This is a genomic window from Clostridium sp. 1001271st1 H5, from assembly GCF_005845215.1.
Taxonomy (GTDB): domain Bacteria; phylum Bacillota; class Clostridia; order Lachnospirales; family Lachnospiraceae; genus Enterocloster.
This window is the reverse complement of record NZ_SPHO01000016.1, coordinates 22,689-45,383: the sequence shown is the minus strand read 5'-3', so window position 1 is coordinate 45,383 and position 22,695 is coordinate 22,689. Positions and strand designations below refer to the sequence as shown.

Sequence of the window (22,695 nt, the reverse complement as noted above, 5' to 3'; positions counted from 1 at the left end):
GCTTAAACTTAAGAATGAAATCATATAGTATTATAATTGTATAGGGGGATAACTCAATGTCATTTGAACTGGTAAAATATAAGGCGCCTGATTTCAGCCAGAGCCAATTTACGGATGCGCCGGACGCTGTGCTGGCTCCGGCGCCAAAGGATAAGGTTGCACCGGAGAATTACCATGCCACCACTATATTTCCGGAGTATTTTAAGGTTAAGGGACAGTGGCTGCTGGCAGAAGAGAGCCGTATGGACTGCGTGGCAGTGTATGAGAATGGAGCGGTTTATGTCAGGGAGTTCAGGAACTTAAAACAGGGGGACCTGGTCTTTACAGGGCGGACTGAGAACTGTGAGGACGGAATCTTCGTATATCCCAATGGCTTTGACGAGGGAGAGGGAGGCCATGACGAGGCATTTGCCTTCCGCCAGAGACGTTCCAGGGAAACTGCATTTTCCAAGGATTACGACAACATCTATGAACTGCTTCGCCATGAGAAGGAGCACGGGTATGTGGTGTGGGTTATGGGGCCTGCCTGCGCCTTTGACTCCGATTCCAGGGAAGCCTTTTCAAAACTGGTGATGAACGGATATGTGGATGCTCTATTAGCGGGAAATGCACTGGCCACCCATGACCTGGAGGGCGCTTACTTAAACACTGCATTGGGGCAGAATATCTATACCCAGTACAGTCAGCCAAACGGTCATTACAACCACATCGATACCATCAACCGGGTAAAATACCACGGCTCTATTCCGGACTTTGTTGAAAAAGAGGGAATTGATAACGGCATTATATACAGCTGTGTGAAGAAAAATGTGCCGTTTGTGCTGGTGGGCTCCATTCGTGATGACGGTCCGCTGCCTGAGGTATATGCCAATGTATATGAAGGGCAGGATGCCATGAGGGACTGTGTGAAAAAGGCTACCACAGTTATCTGCATGGCCACCACGCTTCACTCCATTGCAACAGGCAACATGACGCCGTCTTTCCGCGTTATGCCGGACGGCACCATCCGCCAGGTGTATTTTTACAGTGTGGATGTGTCTGAATTTGCTGTGAACAAGCTGGGGGACAGGGGAAGCCTGTCTGCCAAGAGCATTGTGACCAATGTGCAGGATTTTGTGGTGAATGTGAGCAAAGGTCTTGGCCTGTAGAAGCTGGAGGACGCTGTTAGGCGCAGCTTTACAGGGTGTAATTATGAAATGGTAAGCTTATGAATGGGCATCCGGAACTGTTTGGGTTTCGGGTGCCTGTTTATTTTACCTGTAAAACCTAATCATTAAGGCAGAATAAACCGCAATGGAATGGGAAACCTACCCGATGAGGGACAGACCAAAGACAGCTCAAGGAGGAACGGACATGGCTAAGAGAGTAATTTCAGACAGTATGATGAAGGATTATTGCCGCCAGATGCATCAGAACGAGATGAGCAGCGGCACCATAAAAAAATATTATTATTATCTGAATCTGTTCAGGTCATATATGAATGGAAGACCGGTTAGCAAGGATATGGTAATCTTGTGGAAGGAAGGACTGAGGGAACGGTTTTCTCCCGTTACTGCAAACAGCGCCCTTGCTGCCCTCAATGGATTCCTGAGATGGCTTGGCTGGGAGGACTGTGCGGTACGGTTCATAAAGGTAAAACAGAGGGTATTCTGTTCCGGGCAGAGGGAGCTTTCCAGGGAGGAGTATATACGTCTGGTGAAGGTTGCCGGCAGCGAAGGAAACGAGAGGCTGTGCCTGCTGCTCCAGACCGTGTGTTCCACCGGAATACGTATATCGGAGCTGAATTACATTACGGTAAATGCAGTGGACAGGCAGATTGCAGAGGTGGACTGCAAGGGAAAGGTACGGACCGTATTCCTGACCGATGGGTTGTGCAGGCTTCTTAAGGCATATGCAAGAAAAATGAATATTGTATCCGGAATGATATTTGTCACGCGGAGCGGAAAGCCCATGGACCGGAGCAATATATGGCGGGAAATGAAACAAATCAGCCAAAAGGCAGGAGTTAACCCGGACAAGGTATTTCCCCATAATCTCAGGCATCTGTTTGCAAGGGTATATTACAGTCAGGAAAAGGATTTGGTAAGGCTGGCAGATATACTGGGGCACAGCAGTGTCAATACTACAAGAATCTATACAATGGAAAGCGGGGAGAAACACCTCAGACAGCTGGAGAAAATGAATCTGCTGATAGACAGATACAACAGAATCCCTCTTTTGTTGTAAACAGCAGGCATCTGTTTGAAAGTATTATACTACATATTTTCCGTGTATGCCATATGAATGTAAAAAGCTGTTGGTTTATTTGGGCTCTGCTGCACAAAAACCAGGCTGGTTAAAATCCTATCTAACCGGCCTGGTTTTTGTGTATTTTAATTTGTACTGATTTACCGTAAAGGTTTTTTCTGATAGGTGAGGGGGGACAGTAAAAATAATGTTTTACAACAAAAGAGGGATTCTGTTGTAAGCAGGAAATCAAAAACCATGAATGAAAGAGGAGATAAAAATGAACGGCAGATTGGTACAGGATGAAGAGGCCATAAGGCGTATTGAGGAATTAATTGTATCAGACAGGGCAAGCACGATGATGGTATGTATCCAGGGCACAAAAGAAGGGGAACCATATGGAGAAATCTGCAATTGTTATCTCAGGGAACCGGTGCCGTACAACGGGGCCGGAGACATGATATTGAAGCTGGATGAGATGTGCAACTGGGTGGGAGCCCCTCATCCCACCACGGATTACAGGTTTTTAAACAGGGAGATGGAAAAACAGTACAGGGAAGCCAGTGCCCATCATCCCCAGGCCAGCAAAGATAACCTGGTTTACAGCATAGACCATATTCCGTTTCAGCATGCGCTGAAGGCCAGGGAAGTGCTGGTGGTTTATATAAAATACAGACAGAATTCCAGCATGCAGGGAAGTGTGCGGGGGAGAGTTACAAAGGGGGAGGTGGTCAGCTTCAGGAGTGCGCTGGAGCTGATGCGCATGGTGAGAATGATACAGATATAGGGCCTTCGGCAAGAAAAAATGGGAATTTACGAAAAAATAACAAATGTAACTCAAATGTAACCCAAAAGGTGTATATTCTCATGTGTAAATTATAAGGGAGGTCAATATGAAAAATATTGGGAAGAGATTGACTGCATTTTGCCTGTCAGCAGCACTGGCTTTTGCGAATGTGGGAAACAGTTCAAATATTGCTTATGCTGCCGCCGGTGAACGTGTGGACTTTATCATTAAGGGGTCAGACTTTGTGGATGCCATAGAAGAGATGATAGGAAATGGGGCATCGCCGGTAACGGAAGCTGATTTAAATTTTACGGATGGCAAGCTGGAAAAATATTATCAGATATTTTTTGAGAACCAGGAGCCCTTGTATGAATTTTATCCGGAGTTTGACGGTCCGGGTATGGAAGCGGAAATCCGCACGTTCATCCGTCTGCCGGAGGATGTGGATGATGCATATACGCTTACCGGTCAGGAGGAGATTGTAATTCTCTATGTCAATAACGGGGATAGCACAATGGGATTTTCAACGGTCATTGATTTGTCAGAGGGCGGTGAAAAGAGAACCAGGCGTGTGAATGTTAAGGGCTACGAGGATGCATTTGGGGATAACCGGATTGATTTTGGCGCACCTGCAAATCCATCTGACAGCGGACGGAAGACGGAACAGGCAGGGAAGGCAGAGGAAGCAGAAGATACCGCAGCAGGCGGGATGGCAGAAACAGATGCAGCGGATGGAGGCTGGATAGAAGAAACAGATGCCTCAGAAGACGGGGAAGGGAAGACAGGAGATGCTACGGAAGCAGGCAGGGCAGAGGAAACTGCAGGTGCCGCAGAAGCAGGCAGGGCAGAGGAAACTGAAGATAGCGCAGAAGCGGACGGGGTAGAGGAATCTGCAGATAGCGCAGAATCGGGCAGGGTAACCGAAGCGGATGATGCTGCCGGGGCAGGAAAAAAGGATGACGGGGATACCGCAGAGGAAGCCCAGGACGCCCAGGACGCCCAGGACGCAGATACAGAGACTGCAGAGCCTGTGGCCGGACGTTCCTCCCATGAAGTACCAAGGGTAGCTGTGAAACAGGATGACGGGGTTCAGAATACCGCAACCCTGAACAGCACTGTTCAGGAGAGAATGTTCGAAGATAAACGGACAACAGCGGATAAAACAGAATCATCTAAGCCAGAGACGGACGGAACAGATATATCTGAGTCGAAAACATCTGGGCCGGAAACAAACGTACCGGAGGCAACTGTGCCGGACACAACTGCGCCGGAGACAACCGCATCGGCAACAACCGCGCCGGAGGTAACGGCATCGGGAACAACCGCACCGGAGACAACCGCATCGGGAACAACCGCGCCGGAGACAACCGCATCGGGAACAGCCACACCGGACACAACCGTAACAGGAACAACCACGCCGGAGACAACGGTATCGGATACAGCCACGCCGGAGACAACCGCATCGGGAACAACCGCGCCGGAGACAACCGCATCGGACACGACCACGCCCAATACAACCGTCCCGGACGCACTGCCGGCAACCCCTTCCGAGCCGGAGGAATCAAAAGCAACTCCCTCTGAGCCGGAAAACCAGGAGCACACAACTCCTTCTATCGGGTATGGCGATTTGGTGGGAATGGGCGGATGCAGCACGGCTAAGGCATATATCACCACTTTGGGTAAACTAAAGGTGCTGGAGGATGTGGAAGGTTATCAGATAACATATGAGATTACACCTAAATCTGAAGGATATATCCAAAAAGGACCCCGCAGCGCAGCAGAGGGTGAGAGCATAACCTTTGGTGTGAAAACAGAAGACGGATACATGGTGGAATCGGCATTTGCTAATGGTAATGCTTTAGAAGCTGAACAGATAGAAGGTGGCATTGCGTGGTATGTCCTGGAGGACATTGAAGAGGACCAGAAAATAGAAATCACCCTGAATGAGCAGGGAATATCCCCTGAATTTTCAAGGACATTCCACATGAGCGACGGAATGGACATCACCATATCCGCTGAACAGGGGGTACTTCCCTGGGGAACATCGGCCACGGCTGAAATAGTAACGGACCAGGTGGAGGATGTCATTAAAGAGAAGGGCGCGGAGCAGGGACAGGTAGTCATTGCAGCGCCTGCATACGATATCAACCTTTGGCTTGGCAATGAAAAGCTTGACAGCGGGGAATGGAACCGGAACGGTCAGGTGGAGGTAAGTTTCTCGGGCAGCCTTATGGAAACACTGAGCCGGGAAGCAGAGGCGGCCCAGGTCTTATGGGTTAAGGAACAGGATGACACGGTGGAGGTCATGGAAGACAGCCATCAGGAGATTCCGGATGGACAGGTGATTAATACATTAAGCTGTGCCACCAGCCACTTCACAACCTTTTCTCCGGCATTTCTGAGCGGGGATGAGGCTGCCGGCCGGGTGTTCGATATTCAGGACCAGGGACTGATGGACGCCGGATATCCGAAGCTTACTGTGTGTGACAAGAACAATCAGGAACTGGAAGTAACAGAAACAACCGGGGACGATGGAATCACACGGATTACTCTTAAGGATGGGAAACCCCTTCCCAGGGATATCAAAACATGGTTTGAAATTTCCTATGCCATGGAAAACAGCGGGGATACCAGTCTTGCGGATTATCTGGTAAAGGCCGGGGACAGCTTTACCTACCGGTTTCCTGCCAATATACTGTATGATGCGGTAAGTTTTGATGTGCTGGACACATCGGGCAGTGCAATCGGAAGGGCCGGTATAAAGAAAGACGGCGCAATCAATATAAGCATTACCAAATCGCAGGTAGGGCAGAGATTTAAAGGAACCGCCGGAGTAAGCGGAAGCATAGATTTTAGCGGTGAGAACAAAGATAAAACGGAGATAGTCATTCATTGCGGGGACATCGATAAGACGCTGGTATTTGAAACGGTGCCTGTTGTGGAAAAGCATTCTGTAAATGTGAAGAAGACACATAACAATGACAAATGGGCTGATACCGATACAGAAAAAGACGGGGATGTACGTTACTCTGAAATGGGGATTCCCGAAGCAGTGCGCTTCCATGTGGCAATTGAGGCAGGAAAGGATAACACTGGGGATTTGACAGATATCCGGATTTTGGATAAATTCAATGACAATAAAAAGGATGTAATATCATTTGATTCTGAGGCCGGTATTGCGGTGGATTCTGTATCCGAAGGCAGCAGCATAGCCGGGGCTGAGTTCGCAGAGCCGGATGGAGGAAACGGAACATCGAAGCTTATTAAGCTGCTGGACCGCAGCGGCGCTCCCGCCAGTATGAAACCCGGTGAAAAGGCAGTGCTCAGCTACTGGATGAACATTGAACCCGGGGCATGGGGGAAATCCGGCAAGACCGAGGATGAAGGCAAAAAGGTAAGCGCATCCCTGAATCTCAGTTTCAATAACAAGGTGACTGTCACAAGCAGCCAAGGCGCCTCCGCAAGCGCAGACTCATCCTTCAGCCACTCTGCATCCATTGTCACAAAAAGCGGCATAACACATTATAACGAGAAGATAGACGGAGAAGGGGAAGTAATACCGGTTTTCATCGAATACCACGTTTATGTGAACCCTGATTTAATCAATCTTACCGGTTGGACGGTGAAAGACACGCTGGACCTCAACCACAAGGACCAGGAAGGTCAGGAGTATTTAGGCCAGGTAACAATAACTGCATATGATAAAAGGGGTGACGGCGGTCAGGTAATGGATACCTGGACCATTGATACGGATAAGGAGGAGGAATCCCAAAAGGCTAAAACATGGGAGTGGAAGATACCGGCTCCAGGTAATTACTTCTATGACTTCAAGTATTATACAACGGTCAATGAGCCCAAGGGCAGCAATCTGAACAATGAAATTCAGATGATTGCCCCTGAGGGAAGCGGTTTCCCGGGTGTGGGAGGAGGTACCCAGGTAGGTTTTCTCTATAATACCTATACTCTTTCAAAGAAGAACTTAAGCAGTGACATGAAGGAAAACAGCCAGGAACCGGTAACCCAGAACAGGGCGGGTGTCATTGGATGGGGCGATGAGTTTGGCACCATCCGCTGGGAATCAATCCTTACGCCGTATTCAAACGGCGTGACAGATTCAGACACAGCAGTAATACCCGGGGATGCCGTATACAGGGATGTGCTGACAGTCATCAGATGGAATGCCGGGGAGATGGGAACGTATCTGGATAAGCACACATTCGGCAGTTTGAAACAGTTTAAGGACGGCTTTGCACTGACAGATGGAAATGGAAATGCCATAGGACCGGACCAGGGAATTTATGACCTGGCCTTTGACAGGAATTTAGGAAACCGCGGATTTACCGTGAAATTTAATGAAGCGGTAAAGGGACCTGTCACCATTGCATATAACAGCTATGTGGCAAAGGAGGCATTTGCCGGCTTCAGCAGGAATGGGGCAGACAATCTTCGTTTTAAGAATACGGCTGAGCTGACAATTCAAGATTCCACCTGGACCAGATGGGCCTCACAGCCATACTATGTTGACGACTATCTGTCAAAAAGCGTGTCCAAGACAGATGCCAATAAGGGTGAGGTTGTATGGACCCTGAATATTAATAAAGGCTACGGCTCAGGAAACGCCCCCCATGATTTGGGTAAATTCGAAGAAGTAAACATTGAGGAGACAATTCCAAAGGGAATGGTCCTGGAAAGCATTAAGTTTAAAAATATGAAATATATACTCAGCCAGGAGGCAGGAGATTATACAGTCAGAATGTCTGACGGCAGCCAGATAGTGACCATTCATCTCAACCAGGTTGAAAAAAACTTTAGCGGTTATAAATTGGGAAACCATGTCAATCTGGATGTCACCACCAAAATAACCGACCCGTCCGTAAAGGAGTTTGTAAATAAAGCCCAGATGTTCATTGACGGAACGCCTCTTTATCAGGTTTCGGCCAGCACTGGCATTGACAAGGGTTTTTTGGAAAAGGGAATGGAATACAGCGGTTCCACTGCTCCTTCTGCCGTATATACCATCCTGGTGAATAAGCCGGGAGCAGATATAAGCGCCGGCACCCTGGCGGTGAAGGATACCCTGGGAAATGACAAGATGATTTATCTTCCGGACAGCTTCCAGGTGAGCAATGCCAATACGTCGGAGGCAATCCGGGAAGCGGTTATCAGTGTGGGGGATAGGAGTTTTGAGATATCCAACCTGCCGGACGAGACGCCAATCAGAATTGTCTACAAGGTCATGCTCAATGGGGCTGTGGGTTCAACCATCAGCACCAAAAACACAGCAAAGCTCTACTACAGCAGCCAGGAATCTGTTGAGGATACAGTGGAGGAAGCAGTAAAAATCGTAAAGCCATGGGCAACCGGAGGAGGGGATTTTTCGGTCAGGATTTATAAGGTGGACCAGTCAGGACGCCCTCTGGACGGCGCTGAATTTACGCTGTATAAGGCCGGTGAAGTGGGCGATAGTAATATGGAACCGGCTGGTACCTATAAACCGGTAAAAGATGAGCAGGGCAGGTCCTGCAGCGCCCTGATAGAAAGGCTTGAAAAGGGTCAGCTTTACTATTTGGAAGAAACCGTGGTACCTCAGGGCTATGAAAAGGCGGAAGGAAGGTATTTCATTATACCGGATGAAGAGGATGCCAGGGAATATCCGGATGAGATACTGGTTGTAGAAAATACAGGAATTCCCTTTATATTTGAAAATGTCAGAAGTCAGGGAGCCCTGAAGATAACAAAACAGGTGACAGGAGAGGAAGTGGCCCTGCAGGGTGAGGAAGGATTTTACTTTACCATATGGGACGGAAACCGCTATTATAATAAAGAAGGCGAATCCTTGGACGGAATCCGGCAGGTAATCCTGCTTCACTATGTTCCGGACAGCAGGGATAACAGCCTGGTGATTTTGCTTCCTACAGGAGAATATACGGTGACGGAAGTGGCGGATGCACAGGGCACCCCTATTGATGGGGAGAATTTCAGCTACCAGGTCCGTGTCAACGGCAGGGACGGCAATACGGAAGTGGTGATGATTGCAGCCGGGCAGCAGACAGAGGTGGTGTTCGACAATCATGTGCCGGATGAAACACCCTCCGGCGGCGAAACAGAACCTTCCGGAGGTGAGACAGAGCCATCGGGCGGCGGCTCCGGCGGCAGCTCAGGCGGTTCCGGCGGAGGCTCCAGCCGATATAATCCTTCCGGAGGCCCTGGAGAGACTATCAATATTGAGCCGGAGCAGGTACCCATGGCACAGTGGCCGGATGACCCGGCAAAAGTAACAATTCTGGATGAGGATGTGCCTCTGGCGCCCCTGCCAAAGACAGGAGAAGGTCCCCGCAGTTACTACCTTATTGCAATACTTTCCTCCCTGGTGACCGGATTATATATTGCCCTTCATGGGAGAAAGCGGGAATCATAGCGGAGTGCGGTATGGATATGCCGCGGCTGCACGAACGTGAGGGTGTGCACACGTAAACAGACCAGCAGAACTGCCGTTCCTTTTAGGACGGCAGTTTTTGCAAATGGGGGAGAGGCGCTGCAGCCATCCTTTTCCCGTCATGAAACAATCCTGTATGGAATAAGATGTAATAAACAAACAGACTCGGAACTGACACATGAAATTTTTGATTTTCCTGTCAGAGGCAATGGTCCCTCTGATGATTTTTTATATTGTGGGATTCGGCCTTTTGTGCGGCCGTCCTGTGCTGGATGATTTTATAGATGGTGCCAAGGACGGCATGAAGACAGTGGCCGGTATCCTGCCCACCCTGGTGGGGCTTATGGTGTCAGTGGGTGTACTGCGGGCCTCCGGTTTTCTGGACTTTCTGGGAGAACTGCTTACAATGCCTGCGGCCCTGCTGCACATACCGCCTCAAATCGTACCAGTGGTCCTGGTGCGCCTGGTATCCAACTCAGCGGCAACCGGTCTGGTGCTGGATATATTTAAGGAGTATGGCACAGACTCCTCACTGGGACTCATTGCATCTGTACTTATGAGCAGCACCGAGACAGTTCTGTATTGTCTGAGCGTGTATTTTGGCAGTGTAGGCATAACCAGGACCAGATATACACTGGCCGGAGGACTCATTGCCACAGCGGCAGGAGTGGCGGCCAGCGTGGTACTGGCCGGGGCAGTGAGATGAAACAGTCCGGAGTGCAAAAAAACATTGCAATATCAAGGGTTATTGACTATAATAGCCATAGAAAAAGGGAATCCGTTGTATGTGCGCCCTGTATATGTTTACAGCAGGGTTTTTGGGTATGCCTGCGGGCAGCGGGAGTGGACACTCCGGCTGGACGGTCCGGACATACCCTGGCATACAGCGGGTTTATGCTGTGAAGAGAAGAGGAATAAGGAATGAAACAGTATCTGAGCCTGCGGGAGCAGTATCCCCGATTTGCTTACAGAGGATATGAAACAGAGGAAAATGACAGTGAGCTGCGGATTACATACCGGTTTGAAACCATGGGGCTGTCTGAATTTGCGCCGGTGTGGGTGTTCCCAAAGGCAGATGGGGACAGCTGCAGATGGTCGGAAGACAGGCTCATGCAGGATATGATATTTTCCCTGGGAATGGTGGAGCTGGTGAGCTACTGGAAAATCGCCTGCCCTCCCGAGGTGATAGTGGAGGCCGGATACCTGAACCAGGACCAGACAGACTGGTGGAAAGACCTGTATTTCAATGGATTGGGTGAATTTTTCTATGTGAACGGCATAGAGGAAGCTGACCCCAATCATTTTATGGATATCCGGTGCGGCGTCCGGCGTACAGGACTGTCCGCAGAGGGCGGCCCGGAAACGGATAAAGAGGGGGAGGCGCCCGGCGTCAGCGCCGTACACAGTGCTTCCCAGGTATCAGGCGGCGTCCTGGTCCCCATTGGCGGGGGAAAGGATTCTGCGGTGACACTGGAACTTATGCGGCTGGCGGGAAAGACCGTGTACGCCTATATCATCAATCCCAGAGGGGCGACCATCCACACCACGGAGGTGGCCGGACTGGATACGGACCATGTCATAAGCGTAAGGAGGACCCTGGATGCCAACATGCTGGAGCTTAACCGGCAGGGATACCTGAACGGCCATACGCCGTTTTCCGCGCTGGTGGCATTCTCCAGCATCATAGCAGCCAGAATGCACGGTCTTTCCATGGTGGCGCTGTCCAATGAATCCAGTGCCAATGAGAGCACGGTCCAGGGCACCACGGTAAACCACCAGTATTCCAAGAGCTTTAAGTTTGAGGAGGATTTCCATTATTATCAGACCACATATCTGAAGGGGAGCGCATATTACTTCAGTATGCTGCGCCCTTTGAGTGAATTCCAGATAGCCCGGTATTTTGCCGGGCAGAAGCAGTACCACGGTATTTTCCGCAGCTGCAATGCTGGCAGCAAGACAGATTCCTGGTGCGGCCGTTGTCCCAAGTGCCTGTTTGTGTACCTGATTCTGTCGCCTTTTCTTCCGGCGCAGGAGGTTATGGATATCTTTGGGCGGAATATGCTGGAGGATTGGGACCTAAAAGATACCCTGGACCAGCTGGTTGGCATAAAGGAAGAAAAGCCCTTTGAGTGCGTGGGCAGCCGTGATGAGATAAACACAGCAGCCGTACTTACAATCAGGAGGCTGGAGGAAGCCGGAGAACCCCTGCCGCGTCTTCTTTCCTATTATAAAACAACGGACCAGTACCGGACCTGCCGGGCCAGGGGGGACCAGTACGCATCTTACTATGACGCCAATCACCTGGTTCCGGATGACCTGGCGCTGCTGGTGAGGAAATACTGCGTGGATGGCTTATAAGGAGAACAAACGTGATTGAGAAAATAGAGCCCTGGATTAAGGGAAAGCGTGTCCTGCTTCTGGGCTATGGCAGGGAGGGACAGTCCACCTGGAATGTCCTCAGACAGCTGGGAACCTATAAAGCCCTGGATATTGCGGATGTAAAGGCGCCTGCTTCCGTGCCTGAGGACGGTACACTGTGGTACACCGGGCCGGATTACCAGAAATGCCTGGATGATTACGATGTGGTGTTTAAAAGTCCGGGTATTGTCCTGGAACGGCCTGAAAAGGAATACAGGTGCAGTATATTGTCGCAGACAGAAGTGTTTTTCCGGTGCTTCCGGGACCAAATTATTGGTATCACGGGAACCAAGGGCAAGAGTACGGTCACAACCCTTCTGTATCACCTGCTAAAACAGGCGGGAATGGATGCCCTGCTGGTGGGCAATATAGGCATACCTGCCCTGGACCATATGGAGGAAGTGAAGCCGGACACACGGATTGTGTTTGAACTGTCCTGCCACCAGCTGGAGTATATGACTGTTTCCCCCCATATAGGGATTCTGGTGAACATCCATGAGGAACATCTGGACCATTACGGCACCATGGAAAAGTATGTGGAGGCCAAGCGCCATATTTTTAAGAACCAGCGCCCGGATGATATCTTAATCTGCAACGTACAATGCCTGCCGGAGGAAGGGGCCTGTCCCTCCAGGCTGGTAAGGGCTGGTATGGACGGCAGCGGCGGGGAGCTGGATGTGACTCAGAAGCAGGACGGTACCTGGGTCCATTATCAGGGAAGGGCGTTCCGGATTCCCACAGATGAAATCCGGCTGCTGGGACAGCACAATTATTTTGATATAGGCGTGGCTTACGGGGTATGCAGTATACTGGGAATGGACGACCAGGTATTTGCCCGGGGCCTCAGGACATATGAGCCCCTTCCCCACCGGCTCCAGTATATCGGGGAGCGGGAGGGCGTGAAATATTATGATGACTCCATTTCCACGATTTGCGACACCACCATCCAGGCTCTGAGGACCCTGAAGGATACGGACACAGTGCTCATAGGAGGCATGGACAGGGGAATCGACTACAGGGAGCTGATTGAGTATCTGTCGGAATGCAGTGTGCCCCATATTATCCTGATGGAGGCCACGGGCAAGAGGATATACCAGGAGATACATAAATATTATCCTGAATTCAGGAACAGGGCCAGACTCATACTGGCAGAGCATCTGGAGGACGGGGTCAAGCGGGCCCGTCAGATAACAAGGCCGGGCACAAGCTGCGTGCTGTCACCGGCAGCAGCCAGCTATGGTATCTTCCGGAATTTCGAGGAACGGGGAGAGACATTTTCGCGTCTTGTATTTAAGAAGTAGATTTGGATAAAACTGTAAATGAAACAAAAAAATCACAACCTTTTAAGAATTTTATAAGGATTTAGGGGGTTGTGCGAACACTTAAAATACTGTACAATCAGTAAGAAGCTTTTGAAGCAGAAAGTGAAAGGGAGAAACGTGGGAGCTTACGAGACGCTGAATGAAGTTTTGGTTAGCCTGTTCCGCGATGTCAATGATATAGAGCAGAAGGCAATTATCACCTCGGAATTTTGTGATATTACCAATAATGATATGCATGTCATAGACGCTATCGGCATAGACAGGCCAAAGAACATGTCATCCATTGCCCGGGAACTGTCGGTCACGGTGGGAACATTAACCATATCCGTGAACAGCCTGGTGAAAAAGGGCTATGTAGTCCGCAACCGCAGCAGTGAGGACCGCAGGGTCGTATTCATATCCCTTTCAGAAAAAGGAGTTAAGGCTTATTATCATCATAAGAAGTTCCATGAACAGATGATAGACAGCGTGGTAAAAGAACTGACCGAGGAGGAGCTGGAAGCCCTGGTAAAGGCGCTGACAAAGCTCAATACCTGGTTCAGAAGCTTTTAAGAGGATTATTTAAGGAGGCTTTACAATTATGAAAAAATGGTTGATTGGTGTTATGACCGTCCTGATGGCAGTATCCCTGGCAGCCTGTACACCTACCACTGAAAAACAGAAAAAAGAAACCACTGCTGCAGCTGCAGCTAAATCCCAGGAGGATATGGTGCCGCCAAGCACAGGCGGGGCCAGCGATAAAGTTCCGGACCCCAACGTGATGCCGGTAGCTGTTATTTCCGTATATCACGGCGGCGGCGGAAGCCTGGTGCAGGATATGGATTCCCTTGATACAGAGGGATTGGATGCGCAGCTTCTGGTAGACAAGCTGATTGAATACGGCGTGCTGACTGACGGCACAAACGTTCTCAGCTTTGACATTGAGGGCAAGGAGGAAAATGCAGTCGGAACCCTGGATTTAAATCAGGCCGACAGCGCAGAAGGATGCTCCGACAAGATGTTCCTCACTGAGATTGGCAATACCTTCACGGAAAACTTTGAGCTGTCCAAGCTTAAGCTTAAGGTGAACGGCGCTAACTATGAAGGCGATGACATTAAGCAGGGGGATGATGATTATCTCACCTATAATGCAGACTATGAGTCTGTTGAATAAATAAGCAGGAAGGCGGCTGCCCTGTGAGTGGAGATTCCACTGCAGGGCAGCCGCCTTTGTCTGTTTTCCGGTTTGTTTCGGTCCGGCGCGCATTGCCGGATTTTAATTTTCCTACAGCTCCAGGCGGTAAATCCGGCTGGGACGTCCCTTCATCAGGGACTTTTTTTCACCTATAATCTGCGCAAAGCCGTTCTGCTGCAGGGCGTTGAGGAAGCGGTTTGTGTTGGCCACCGTGACCTGCAGGGTGCTGGCCAGCTCCTGGGTGGTGATTTCCCTGGAGCCAATCAGCTCCAGGGCAGAGCTGATTCTTTGCAGCGTGGATATGGAAAGGCCGGTGGATTTGGCAATCTGCAGGACTTTCTGGGAAACAGGGTCCCCTTCCTCCCGCGTCTCCTGTGCTCCCAGGGGGCCGATATAACTGCCGTCCTTTGTGACCACATGGCTTTTACCGCTTTTTGCCGACATGCTGCAGGCATCAATGGCATGGGAACGGGCCAGCATTACATTGACGCCGATTCCATAACCGATATGGACATTCATGCCAAGGCAGCTGTCAATATACCTGCGCAGCTGGCAGACTGTAAAATGTTCGGTAATCCGTTCAAGCACCTGCTGCGTGGTATAAATCTCAAATCCCTGCAGTGTTTTCTTTAACAGAAAACCGGTGGTATGTTCCCGGTTAAAATCCAGGAGACACTTTTGAAGGTTCACGCTTTCAGGCGTTATTTCATCGGCGGAGTTGCTGTTAATGTCAGGGGATGAAAGATAGATAATACCGGGCAGGTTGTTATTAAGCTGTTCCATATCCAGACTGTCCACGATTCTCAGGATGGTGTCCGTCACATTATCAGCGGCAGGATAGATGAACTTACAGGGAATCCCCGCCTCCTTAAGTCTGGGATAGGCGGTGCTGAAACGGCACAGCACCAGGTCGAACTGTCCCTGCTTCCAGGCAGCTGTTGCATTGGCGATGATTTTGTTGTCTGTATCCAGCAGCTCGTCCAGGGTCATGTTCTTTAATATGGAGACATGCATCTTTTCATGCTGGATTTCCTTTTCCAGATAACGGTTGGCTGATTTAAAGTACATATTGGGAATGCAGAAGGAGTAGTCAAACATGACGCGGCTCAGGTCCGTATCCCGGTTCTCATTAATCAGGGTCAGCAGTTCCCGGTAGATTTCCGTGGATTTCTCGGAAATGGTAAATACCGGCTTCTGCTGGTCTGTCCGGGACTTAATAATGGTTTCCCTGGCAAAGGCCCCTGTTATGCAGAAAGCGTCGTAGTCAGGTTCAATCCGCCGGTACAGGTCAGGAAGTTCCCTGAATGAATGGTAATATATATATTCAACATCGCAGTCAGACGCCATTCCATCCAGGATTCCCCGGATATAACTGCAATGTTCTTCTGTGGATATAAGTGCAAGTCTGTAATTCATAAGATAAAATCCCCCTTTAAACAAATTATAACAATGAAGAGGAAATAATTCAAGAAATTTTTTACTATTTATTAAATAAAAATATTGACATTTAATAAATAAAATATATAATAAATATTAAATAGTATAAAAAATGTACAGGAGGGTGATACAGTGAATTATTTGGAGAGGGCAAAGGAACTGATACCTGAAATCACGGAAAACAGAAGGCATATCCATCATAATCCGGAGGCCGGTATGGACGTGGAAAAGACCGCGGCATATGTTAAAATGAAACTGGAGGAAATGGGATACTCCCCCAGGGACATTGGTCAGAATGGGGTCACTGCAACTGTGGGAAAGGGGGCCGGAGAAGACGGTGGCAAGGTGTTTCTGCTGCGGGCGGACATGGATGCCCTTCGCATGCAGGAAGAAAGCGGTCTGGAATTCGCATCCGGGAATCCCGGCATAGCCCATTGCTGCGGCCACGACCTGCATACTTCCATGCTGCTGGGAGCAGCCAGGATGCTGAAGGAGAACGAGGATGCCCTGGAGGGGACCGTAAAGCTTTTGTTTCAGCCCGGGGAGGAAGATATGCAGGGAGCCCGGAACATGCTGGAAGCAGGTATCCTGGAGAATCCCAAGGTGGACGCGGCACTCTGCATCCATGTGAATTCCGTGGTACCAGCAGGAGCATTTATGATATTCCAGGGACCGGCCTGTGCGTCTTCTGACTTGTTTACCATACGGGTAAAGGGTCACGGAACCCATGGCTCTACCCCGAATAAGGGAGTGGACCCCATCAATGCAGCCGCCCATATCCACATCGCGCTCCAGGAACTGCAGGCCAGGGAAATCAAGGCAGGGGAGGTAGGCGTCCTGACCATTGGCTCCATCCATGGAGGCTCTACCTTCAATGTGATTCCCAATGAGGTGGAGATGAAGGGAACCATCCGTACTTATTCCAAGGAAATACGGGAAACAGTCATAGAGAGAATGAAAGAGATGTCAGAGTCAGTGGCCAGGGCATTCAGGGCACAGGCAGAAGTGATTCTGGATGAGAACTACGCCATACCTCTGGTGGCGGACCAGGAGGTTGCACTGTCTGCATACAATGCCCTGGGCGGCATTTTCCAGGAAAAGCAGCTGAAACTGCTGCGTAAATCCTTCCCCGGCTCTGAAGATTTTGCATTCATTGCAGATAAGGTACCGTCCTCCTTCATTGTCCTGGGAGCGGCAGTTGGCAAGGATGTGGAATATGGCCAGCATCATCCGAAGGTAAGATTCAATGAGGCATGCCTGCCCCTGGGGGCAGCTGCATATGCCCAGGTGGCAGAGCAGTGGCTGCGCGAACATGCGTAAACAATTGGGAAATATATGTCAGGTTTTCATGGTAAAGGAGAAGAGATTATGGGTAATGAGAAGAAAAAGGTCCATTATGCGTGGTATATTCTGGGCGTATGTATTTTAATCAATGTAATTGTACAGGCGCTGGTTATGCAGATTAGTTCCCTGTACATTGTACCGATGTACAATGACCTGCAGGTTCCAAGGTCACTGCTGTCCCTGCAGAGTGTATGCATTACGGTGGGAGCTGTGCTGACAGCGCCTTACTGGGGGAAATTGTATAAGAAGCACGGGGCCAGAAAACTGCTTCCCGGCTGTGTGGCTGTTACGGCTCTCTGTACCATAGGCCGTTCACTGATGCCCAATATATGGGGAATCCTGGTATTGGCTTTTATCAAGGGTGTATTCTTTACCGGAAGCACACTTCTGCCCATATCCATTCTGCTTACCATCTGGTTTAAGGAGAAGCGGGGGTTTGCCATCAGTGTGGCTGCAATCGGAACCAGCATCGGCGGAGTTATTTTCAGCCCTGTGGTGGAACGGCTTATTAGTACATATGGCTGGCGCTTTTCAGACCGCGCCATGGGATTAATCATGCTGGTCATCGTAGTGCCTGTCACCTACCAGGTGGTCCGGTCCACGCCTAAGGATGTGGGCCTGCGGCCTTACGGAGCTGAAAATGTAGCTGCAAATGGAGCAAACACCAGTAACAGGACGCAGGGCGCCCAGAAGGAGGAGGCGCAGGTTACAGGCATGACAGCGGCCGAGGCCAGACGTTCCCCTATCCTCTATGTATTTCTGCTGGCCATCTTCTGTATGACCTTTGCAACAGGAGCAGCCCTGCAGCTGCCGGTTTACCTGACCGATATCGGATACGGCTCAGCTGTGGCTGCAAAGGTTGTGTCCGGTTACATGGCAGTGGGAATCTTCGGAAAGCTGATTTTAGGACATGTGACTGACCGGTTTGGAGAGAAGGCTGCCACGGTTTATGTGTGCGGCGTGGGAATCCTGGCATTTGTGGGATTTATATTTGCAAAGAACCAGGTGGCATTTTATATGATGATTGTGGCTTACGGGCTTGCATCCGGCATCACCTCCATAATGCCAACCCTTCTTACCAGTAAGATATTCGGAAACAGGGATTACGGTCCAATCTATGGAATGGTAGTTTCAGTGAACCGGTTCGGCGGCGTGGTGGGTACGCTTCTGGTATCCCTTCTCTATGATATTACGAAAAACTACAGCATCATCTGGCCTGCCTGCGTGATATCCATGGCCTTTACCCTGGTAGCCACCCTGGGATGCATGAAGCTATCCCGGAAAAAACTGGCGCAGGAACAGCAGGGCAAGGAACAGCCGGCTTAAATAGCGCTGATACAGAATGTGAAGCTAGAATGTGAAGTTAAAAAACCATGCCTCTTTCCGGTCGGGGAGAGAGGCATGGTTTTTTGGAATTAATATGCTTGATGTTAAATATGATTATTAGGTATGCCGGCAGTAAGTATGCTGGCATTAAGTATGCCGGTAGTAAGCGTACCGGATGCTATAATTTAGCCATGGCAGCCTCGTCTGCAACCACAATCACATCGTTGTGAAGCTGCAGTACGGATGCAGGAACATGAGGGGTTACAGGGCCGCGGAGTACATCGTGGAGAATCTGAGCCTTATCAGCGCCGCTGACAACCAGCAGGATTTTCTTAGCCTTCATAATGGTTCCGATACCCATGGTATAAGCCTGCTTCGGAACATCATCAATGGAAGCAAAGAAACGCTTATTGGCTTCGATGGTGCTCTGGGTCAGGTCCACGCAGTGCGTGGTCTTGGCAAACTCTTCGTCCGGCTCGTTGAATCCGATATGGCCGTTGTGTCCCAGGCCCAGAAGCTGCAGGTCAATGCCGCCTAAATTCTTAATCACGTCCTCATAGCGGGAGCATTCCTTTTCGCTGTCAGGCTGGGTGCCGTCGGGAACATTGGTTTTGTCCATGCTGATGTTGATGTGTTTGAACAGGTTGTTGTACATGAAGTAGTAGTAGCTCTGGTCATTCTCCCTGGTAAGCCCTCTGTATTCATCCAGGTTCACGCTCTTTACACTGGAGAAATCCAAATCGCCTTTGTTGTACCACTCAATCAGCTGCTTGTAGGTGCCGATAGGGGTTGAACCGGTTGCCAGGCCAAGAACACAGTCAGGCTTCATCAGTACCTGGGAAGCGATGATGCTGGCTGCCCTGCGGCTTAATTCATCGTAATCTTTTGCTTTGTAGATTTTCATAATAATTGCCACCTTTCCATACATTATTAGTAGTTGCGCTGCCCCGGATTTCCAGTGGGCCACTGTTTTGGAAAAAATTTTTATTAATCTTTAAATATAGGATAACATTTTCCTAACATACTTTCAAGGGGTAAATGCATAAAATATTTATAAAAGCAGATAGGCCGTGTTCAGGGCAGCTGCAGATTATGGGTGCGAGGAGTGAAAGTATGACCAATTATCGGAGATTGATATCTTATATCTACGCCTATGAAGGCGAGGTAAAAGGAAAGAATATTGGGTTTGCCAAGCTGGAATCCCGGAATGGACAATGCAAGCTCAGCGTAAATGTAAAAAAGGTTTACGTTGGAAGCAGCGACCTGGGGGTTTATCTGCTGGCTCCGGGAAAGGAGATTTTCCTGGGAAGTATTTTTATACGCAGCGGCGGGGGCGAATTCCGCGCTGTGGTGAATGTAGAAAATGCAGCTGATTCCGGCTGCTGCATGGACCAGTGCTATGGCCTGACCATACATGAACAGGGTGATTCATGGCGGGCCTACACAACCATCTGGGAGGATGCGGTGGCCCATGCGGCCGAGGTAGAGCTGGCGGATGTGACCTCCAGTAAAGTGGGAGACGCAGAGGCGCAGATACATAGAAAAGTGGAAGAACTGAATCAGGAGCTGCGGGCAGGGGAAAAGGCAGAAGAAGGCGGGAACAGCCCTGTCCTCAGCAGTTCACCGGCAGGGGCGCGGGAGATGCGCGTTGCCGGTAAACAGAACGGGATTCAGGAATCCTCTTTAAAACCAGCGCCTGACAGCGGGATAAAGGATGATTCCGCAAACGTGCAGGAAGGCCGGGAATCTGTGGAGTCGGTACAGGAGGCAGAAATATCTCAGGAAGAAATGATATTGGGGACAGCGGGGGCAGAAACAGCTGAAACTGCGGAGACTCAGGAGGAGCAGGCTGACAGCGTACCGGAAACCAATGGGGAGACAGCGGAAGTTGTAAATCAGATGGATGCTTCAGCGTATCCGGAGGCCGGGGAGGAGTTGGAGCTGGAACCGGTGCGGCTGCCTGATACACAAGACAGTATGGAGATGGAGCCGGAATCACTGGAGGACAAAGCGCCGGATGGATTGGAGGAAACACAGGAATCAGAAGATACATCGGATTCCCCCTTAGAGTGCCAGTCAGAGAGGGCGGCAGCGCCAGGGAATAAAGACGCGGCCGGAACCGCACCTGTGGAAGACTTAAACCAGGCTGATGGTGCAACGCCTGCAAACAGGGAGAGAGAGCAGGAACAGGGACGCGGGACCTGGAATAACAACTGGAATTCTGCAGAGCGGCAGCAGAATACCCAGCGCAGCTGGAATGAAAAGAATGTGACATCCATCAGGAAACAGCTTTCTCAGGAGAACGGATTCATGCCCCGCGGGCTCCAGACACCCCAAGATTCGCTGAATATGGAGGCGCCTAGGCCGGATGATATGGTTCCTGATACAGGCATACCGCTGCAGCCTGATAATACACCGGTGAACAGAACGGTTCCCCGGCCAAATATCATGACCAGACCTGGGATGCCGCGCAGACACATGCCAACAGGAACAATGAATACAGGTGTCTCCGGGGGACAATCGGACCGGGAGCGGATGCCAGAGCAGTATTCCATGAAGCGGCAGCCGATGGGAGGCCAGCCGCCAGTAGGAGGGCAGCCGCCAGTAGGAGGCCAGCAGCCAATGGGGGGGCAGCAGCCAATGGGAGGCCAGCAGCCCGCACCAAACCAACGCCCAATGCCAAACCGGCGTCCGGTCAGCCAGCAGCCATCTCAGGGAAGTCAGCCATTTATAGGGGAGGCCGGACCGGAGGCAGCTGACAGCAGTACTGCAATGGGACCGGCGGAAGAAAAGGTGCCTGTGGTTGATGCGGGAGAGGAAACTCTGATACTGGGAAATCCCCGGGAGTTGGAACGGCTGGAGCAGGAAGAGCAGCAATCGGACTTTCCCGGCAGACTTTGGGATGGGTTCCGCAAGCGGTATCCCAAAATACAGGCATTTGACAGCTCCAACAGGTGTGAGATTCTGACAATCAAGCCCCAGGATATAGGACTGCTTCCGCGGGAGAACTGGAATTACGGCAATAACAGTTTTCTGCTGCACGGATACTATAATTACCGTTATCTGATATTAGCCCGCATCGGCGATGAGACAAAAGGGCGGACCAGATACATACTTGGGGTGCCGGGCAATTACTACAGTAATGAAAAATACATGGCGTCCATGTTTGGTTTCCCGCATTTTGTGCTGGCAAGAAAACAGCCGTCACAGGACGGCCGATTTGGATACTGGTATACGGATGTACGGTTAGAAAACCAGGATTAAAACAGTTCCCCATCCCGGCGCAGCCAGGCTGTGCCGGGGTGGGAAAACATGCCTGGCATCAATCTGTCAGTATACCTTAAATCCAGTACATTCCATATTAGCTCTAGTAATCAATTCCCCTAAGGGAAACCCGCCCCACATAGGGGCGTACCAAATCAGCAAATGCCGTCATTTCATCTTTTGTAAAGTCTGAATAGACCCCCGGGACCAGTACCTCCCCGGATTCCGTGAAGCACTGCAGGTAGTATTCGGGACAACCCTTAATCCACGGTCCAATCTGTCTGAAATCATCAGATGTGTGAAGACCGCGGACAACGGTGGTCCGGAATTCATAGGGAATACTGCCTGACTGCAGAAATTTAATGCTCTCATCTATCCGTTCCATGAAAAGGCCGGATATACCTGTTACCTCTTCATAGTGGTCCCGCCCTGCCTTGATATCCATTGCAACACAATCCAAAAGTTCCTTGGCGCACAAATCTTTCAAGATATGGGGCATGTAGCCATTGGTATCCAGCTTCACAGCCAGTCCCAGGCTCCGCACCTTCCGTATGAAATCCTCCAGGTCCGGCTGCAGGGTAGGCTCTCCGCCGGTGATGCAGACTCCTTCCAGCACCCGTCTGCGTTTTTCCAGAAACGCCAGAACGTATTCCTGTGATTCATATTCTTCTGCATCTGAACCCAGAAGTCCGCTGTTATGGCAGAACGGACATCGGAAATTACATCCCCCTGTAAATATAGTTGCAGCTACCCTGCCCGGAAAGTCCAGCAGCGTAGTCTTTTGAAGTCCGCATATTTTCATGGCACCTTAACCTGTCCCTTTTCAAATTTTCAAATATTCTATATAATGAAAAAGTATAACACACATAGAGCTTTAAAAAAAGAGGAATCAGATGATGAGAAGAGAACCCATTGACCGCGGAGAGGATACTATGGAAACAGCCCGGGAAACCCGCAGCAA

The 22,695-nt window shown here is 50.1% G+C and carries 15 protein-coding genes; 12 read left to right on the top strand and 3 right to left on the bottom strand.

Going from position 1 to position 22,695, the window contains the following annotated elements; all coding sequences use genetic code 11:
• Positions 1-56 precede the first annotated feature (56 nt).
• The 9 genes from FGS84_RS21415 (at position 57) to FGS84_RS21375 (ending at position 14,342) form a co-directional block, all read left to right on the top strand.
• Entirely contained in the window at positions 57-1,148 is a 1,092-nt protein-coding gene (locus FGS84_RS21415) for a hypothetical protein (RefSeq protein ID WP_138310358.1), read from the top strand.
• Between the two features lie 205 nt (positions 1,149-1,353).
• Entirely contained in the window at positions 1,354-2,226 is an 873-nt protein-coding gene (locus FGS84_RS21410; RefSeq protein WP_138310357.1) for a tyrosine-type recombinase/integrase, read from the top strand.
• Between the two features lie 280 nt (positions 2,227-2,506).
• Positions 2,507-3,013 carry a hypothetical protein gene (locus FGS84_RS21405; protein WP_138310356.1) on the top strand — a complete coding sequence of 169 codons (507 nt, stop codon included), beginning with the start codon at positions 2,507-2,509 and terminating at the stop codon, positions 3,011-3,013.
• A gap of 106 nt (positions 3,014-3,119) precedes the next feature.
• Positions 3,120-9,431 (top strand): doubled motif LPXTG anchor domain-containing protein, encoded by a 6,312-nt coding sequence (locus FGS84_RS21400; RefSeq protein ID WP_138310355.1) that lies wholly within the window; start codon positions 3,120-3,122, stop codon positions 9,429-9,431.
• A 196-nt stretch (positions 9,432-9,627) separates the two neighbouring features.
• Complete coding sequence (locus FGS84_RS21395) at positions 9,628-10,155, top strand: nucleoside recognition domain-containing protein (protein ID WP_138310354.1); 528 nt, start codon at positions 9,628-9,630, stop codon at positions 10,153-10,155.
• A 215-nt stretch (positions 10,156-10,370) separates the two neighbouring features.
• Complete coding sequence (locus FGS84_RS21390; protein ID WP_138310353.1) at positions 10,371-11,807, top strand: hypothetical protein; 1,437 nt, start codon at positions 10,371-10,373, stop codon at positions 11,805-11,807.
• 11 nt (positions 11,808-11,818) lie between these two features.
• Positions 11,819-13,168, top strand: a complete 1,350-nt coding sequence (murD, locus tag FGS84_RS21385) for a UDP-N-acetylmuramoyl-L-alanine--D-glutamate ligase (RefSeq protein WP_138310352.1) — start codon at positions 11,819-11,821, stop codon at positions 13,166-13,168.
• A gap of 111 nt (positions 13,169-13,279) precedes the next feature.
• Positions 13,280-13,741 (top strand): MarR family transcriptional regulator, encoded by a 462-nt coding sequence (locus FGS84_RS21380; protein ID WP_347563864.1) that lies wholly within the window; start codon positions 13,280-13,282, stop codon positions 13,739-13,741.
• Positions 13,742-13,769: 28 nt separating this feature from the next.
• Positions 13,770-14,342 carry a hypothetical protein gene (locus tag FGS84_RS21375; protein WP_138310350.1) on the top strand — a complete coding sequence of 191 codons (573 nt, stop codon included), beginning with the start codon at positions 13,770-13,772 and terminating at the stop codon, positions 14,340-14,342.
• Between the two features lie 111 nt (positions 14,343-14,453).
• Here FGS84_RS21375 and FGS84_RS21370 read toward each other — a convergent pair whose 3' ends face one another.
• Positions 14,454-15,779, bottom strand: a complete 1,326-nt coding sequence (locus tag FGS84_RS21370; RefSeq protein WP_138310349.1) for a hypothetical protein — start codon at positions 15,777-15,779, stop codon at positions 14,454-14,456.
• A 153-nt stretch (positions 15,780-15,932) separates the two neighbouring features.
• Here FGS84_RS21370 and FGS84_RS21365 point away from each other — a divergent pair, with 153 nt between their 5' ends.
• Together FGS84_RS21365 and FGS84_RS21360 are read left to right on the top strand one after the other, a co-directional pair.
• The gene (locus FGS84_RS21365; protein ID WP_138310348.1) at positions 15,933-17,120 is read left to right on the top strand and encodes a M20 family metallopeptidase; all 1,188 of its coding nucleotides are present in this window, start codon (positions 15,933-15,935) and stop codon (positions 17,118-17,120) included.
• Positions 17,121-17,168: 48 nt separating this feature from the next.
• Positions 17,169-18,470, top strand: coding sequence for an MFS transporter (locus FGS84_RS21360; RefSeq protein ID WP_171042688.1), 1,302 nt, complete (start codon positions 17,169-17,171; stop codon positions 18,468-18,470).
• 178 nt (positions 18,471-18,648) lie between these two features.
• Here the strand turns inward: FGS84_RS21360 and nagB are convergent, their stop codons facing one another.
• Positions 18,649-19,374, bottom strand: coding sequence for a glucosamine-6-phosphate deaminase (nagB, locus tag FGS84_RS21355; RefSeq protein WP_138310346.1), 726 nt, complete (start codon positions 19,372-19,374; stop codon positions 18,649-18,651).
• A 209-nt stretch (positions 19,375-19,583) separates the two neighbouring features.
• Here nagB and FGS84_RS21350 point away from each other — a divergent pair, with 209 nt between their 5' ends.
• On the top strand, positions 19,584-21,734 hold the full coding sequence (locus FGS84_RS21350) for a DUF6128 domain-containing protein (RefSeq protein ID WP_138310345.1): 2,151 nt from the start codon (positions 19,584-19,586) through the stop codon (positions 21,732-21,734).
• 103 nt (positions 21,735-21,837) lie between these two features.
• On the opposite strand, the gene FGS84_RS21345 is transcribed toward FGS84_RS21350, so the two are convergent.
• Positions 21,838-22,536, bottom strand: coding sequence for an anaerobic ribonucleoside-triphosphate reductase activating protein (locus FGS84_RS21345; RefSeq protein WP_138310344.1), 699 nt, complete (start codon positions 22,534-22,536; stop codon positions 21,838-21,840).
• Between the last annotated feature and the right edge of the window lie 159 nt (positions 22,537-22,695).

Excerpts from the sequence above, each read along its gene's own strand:
- FGS84_RS21410 (WP_138310357.1), top strand. The coding sequence starts at position 1,354 with ATGGCTAAGAGAGTAATTTCAGACAGTATGATGAAGGATTATTGCCGC.
- FGS84_RS21375 (WP_138310350.1), top strand. The coding sequence starts at position 13,770 with ATGAAAAAATGGTTGATTGGTGTTATGACCGTCCTGATGGCAGTATCC.
- FGS84_RS21405 (WP_138310356.1), top strand. The coding sequence starts at position 2,507 with ATGAACGGCAGATTGGTACAGGATGAAGAGGCCATAAGGCGTATTGAG.
- FGS84_RS21360 (WP_171042688.1), top strand. The coding sequence starts at position 17,169 with ATGGGTAATGAGAAGAAAAAGGTCCATTATGCGTGGTATATTCTGGGC.
- FGS84_RS21395 (WP_138310354.1), top strand. The coding sequence starts at position 9,628 with ATGAAATTTTTGATTTTCCTGTCAGAGGCAATGGTCCCTCTGATGATT.
- FGS84_RS21415 (WP_138310358.1), top strand. The coding sequence starts at position 57 with ATGTCATTTGAACTGGTAAAATATAAGGCGCCTGATTTCAGCCAGAGC.
- FGS84_RS21390 (WP_138310353.1), top strand. The coding sequence starts at position 10,371 with ATGAAACAGTATCTGAGCCTGCGGGAGCAGTATCCCCGATTTGCTTAC.
- FGS84_RS21370 (WP_138310349.1), bottom strand. The coding sequence starts at position 15,779 with ATGAATTACAGACTTGCACTTATATCCACAGAAGAACATTGCAGTTAT.
- FGS84_RS21400 (WP_138310355.1), top strand. The coding sequence starts at position 3,120 with ATGAAAAATATTGGGAAGAGATTGACTGCATTTTGCCTGTCAGCAGCA.
- FGS84_RS21345 (WP_138310344.1), bottom strand. The coding sequence starts at position 22,536 with ATGAAAATATGCGGACTTCAAAAGACTACGCTGCTGGACTTTCCGGGC.
- nagB (WP_138310346.1), bottom strand. The coding sequence starts at position 19,374 with ATGAAAATCTACAAAGCAAAAGATTACGATGAATTAAGCCGCAGGGCA.
- FGS84_RS21350 (WP_138310345.1), top strand. The coding sequence starts at position 19,584 with ATGACCAATTATCGGAGATTGATATCTTATATCTACGCCTATGAAGGC.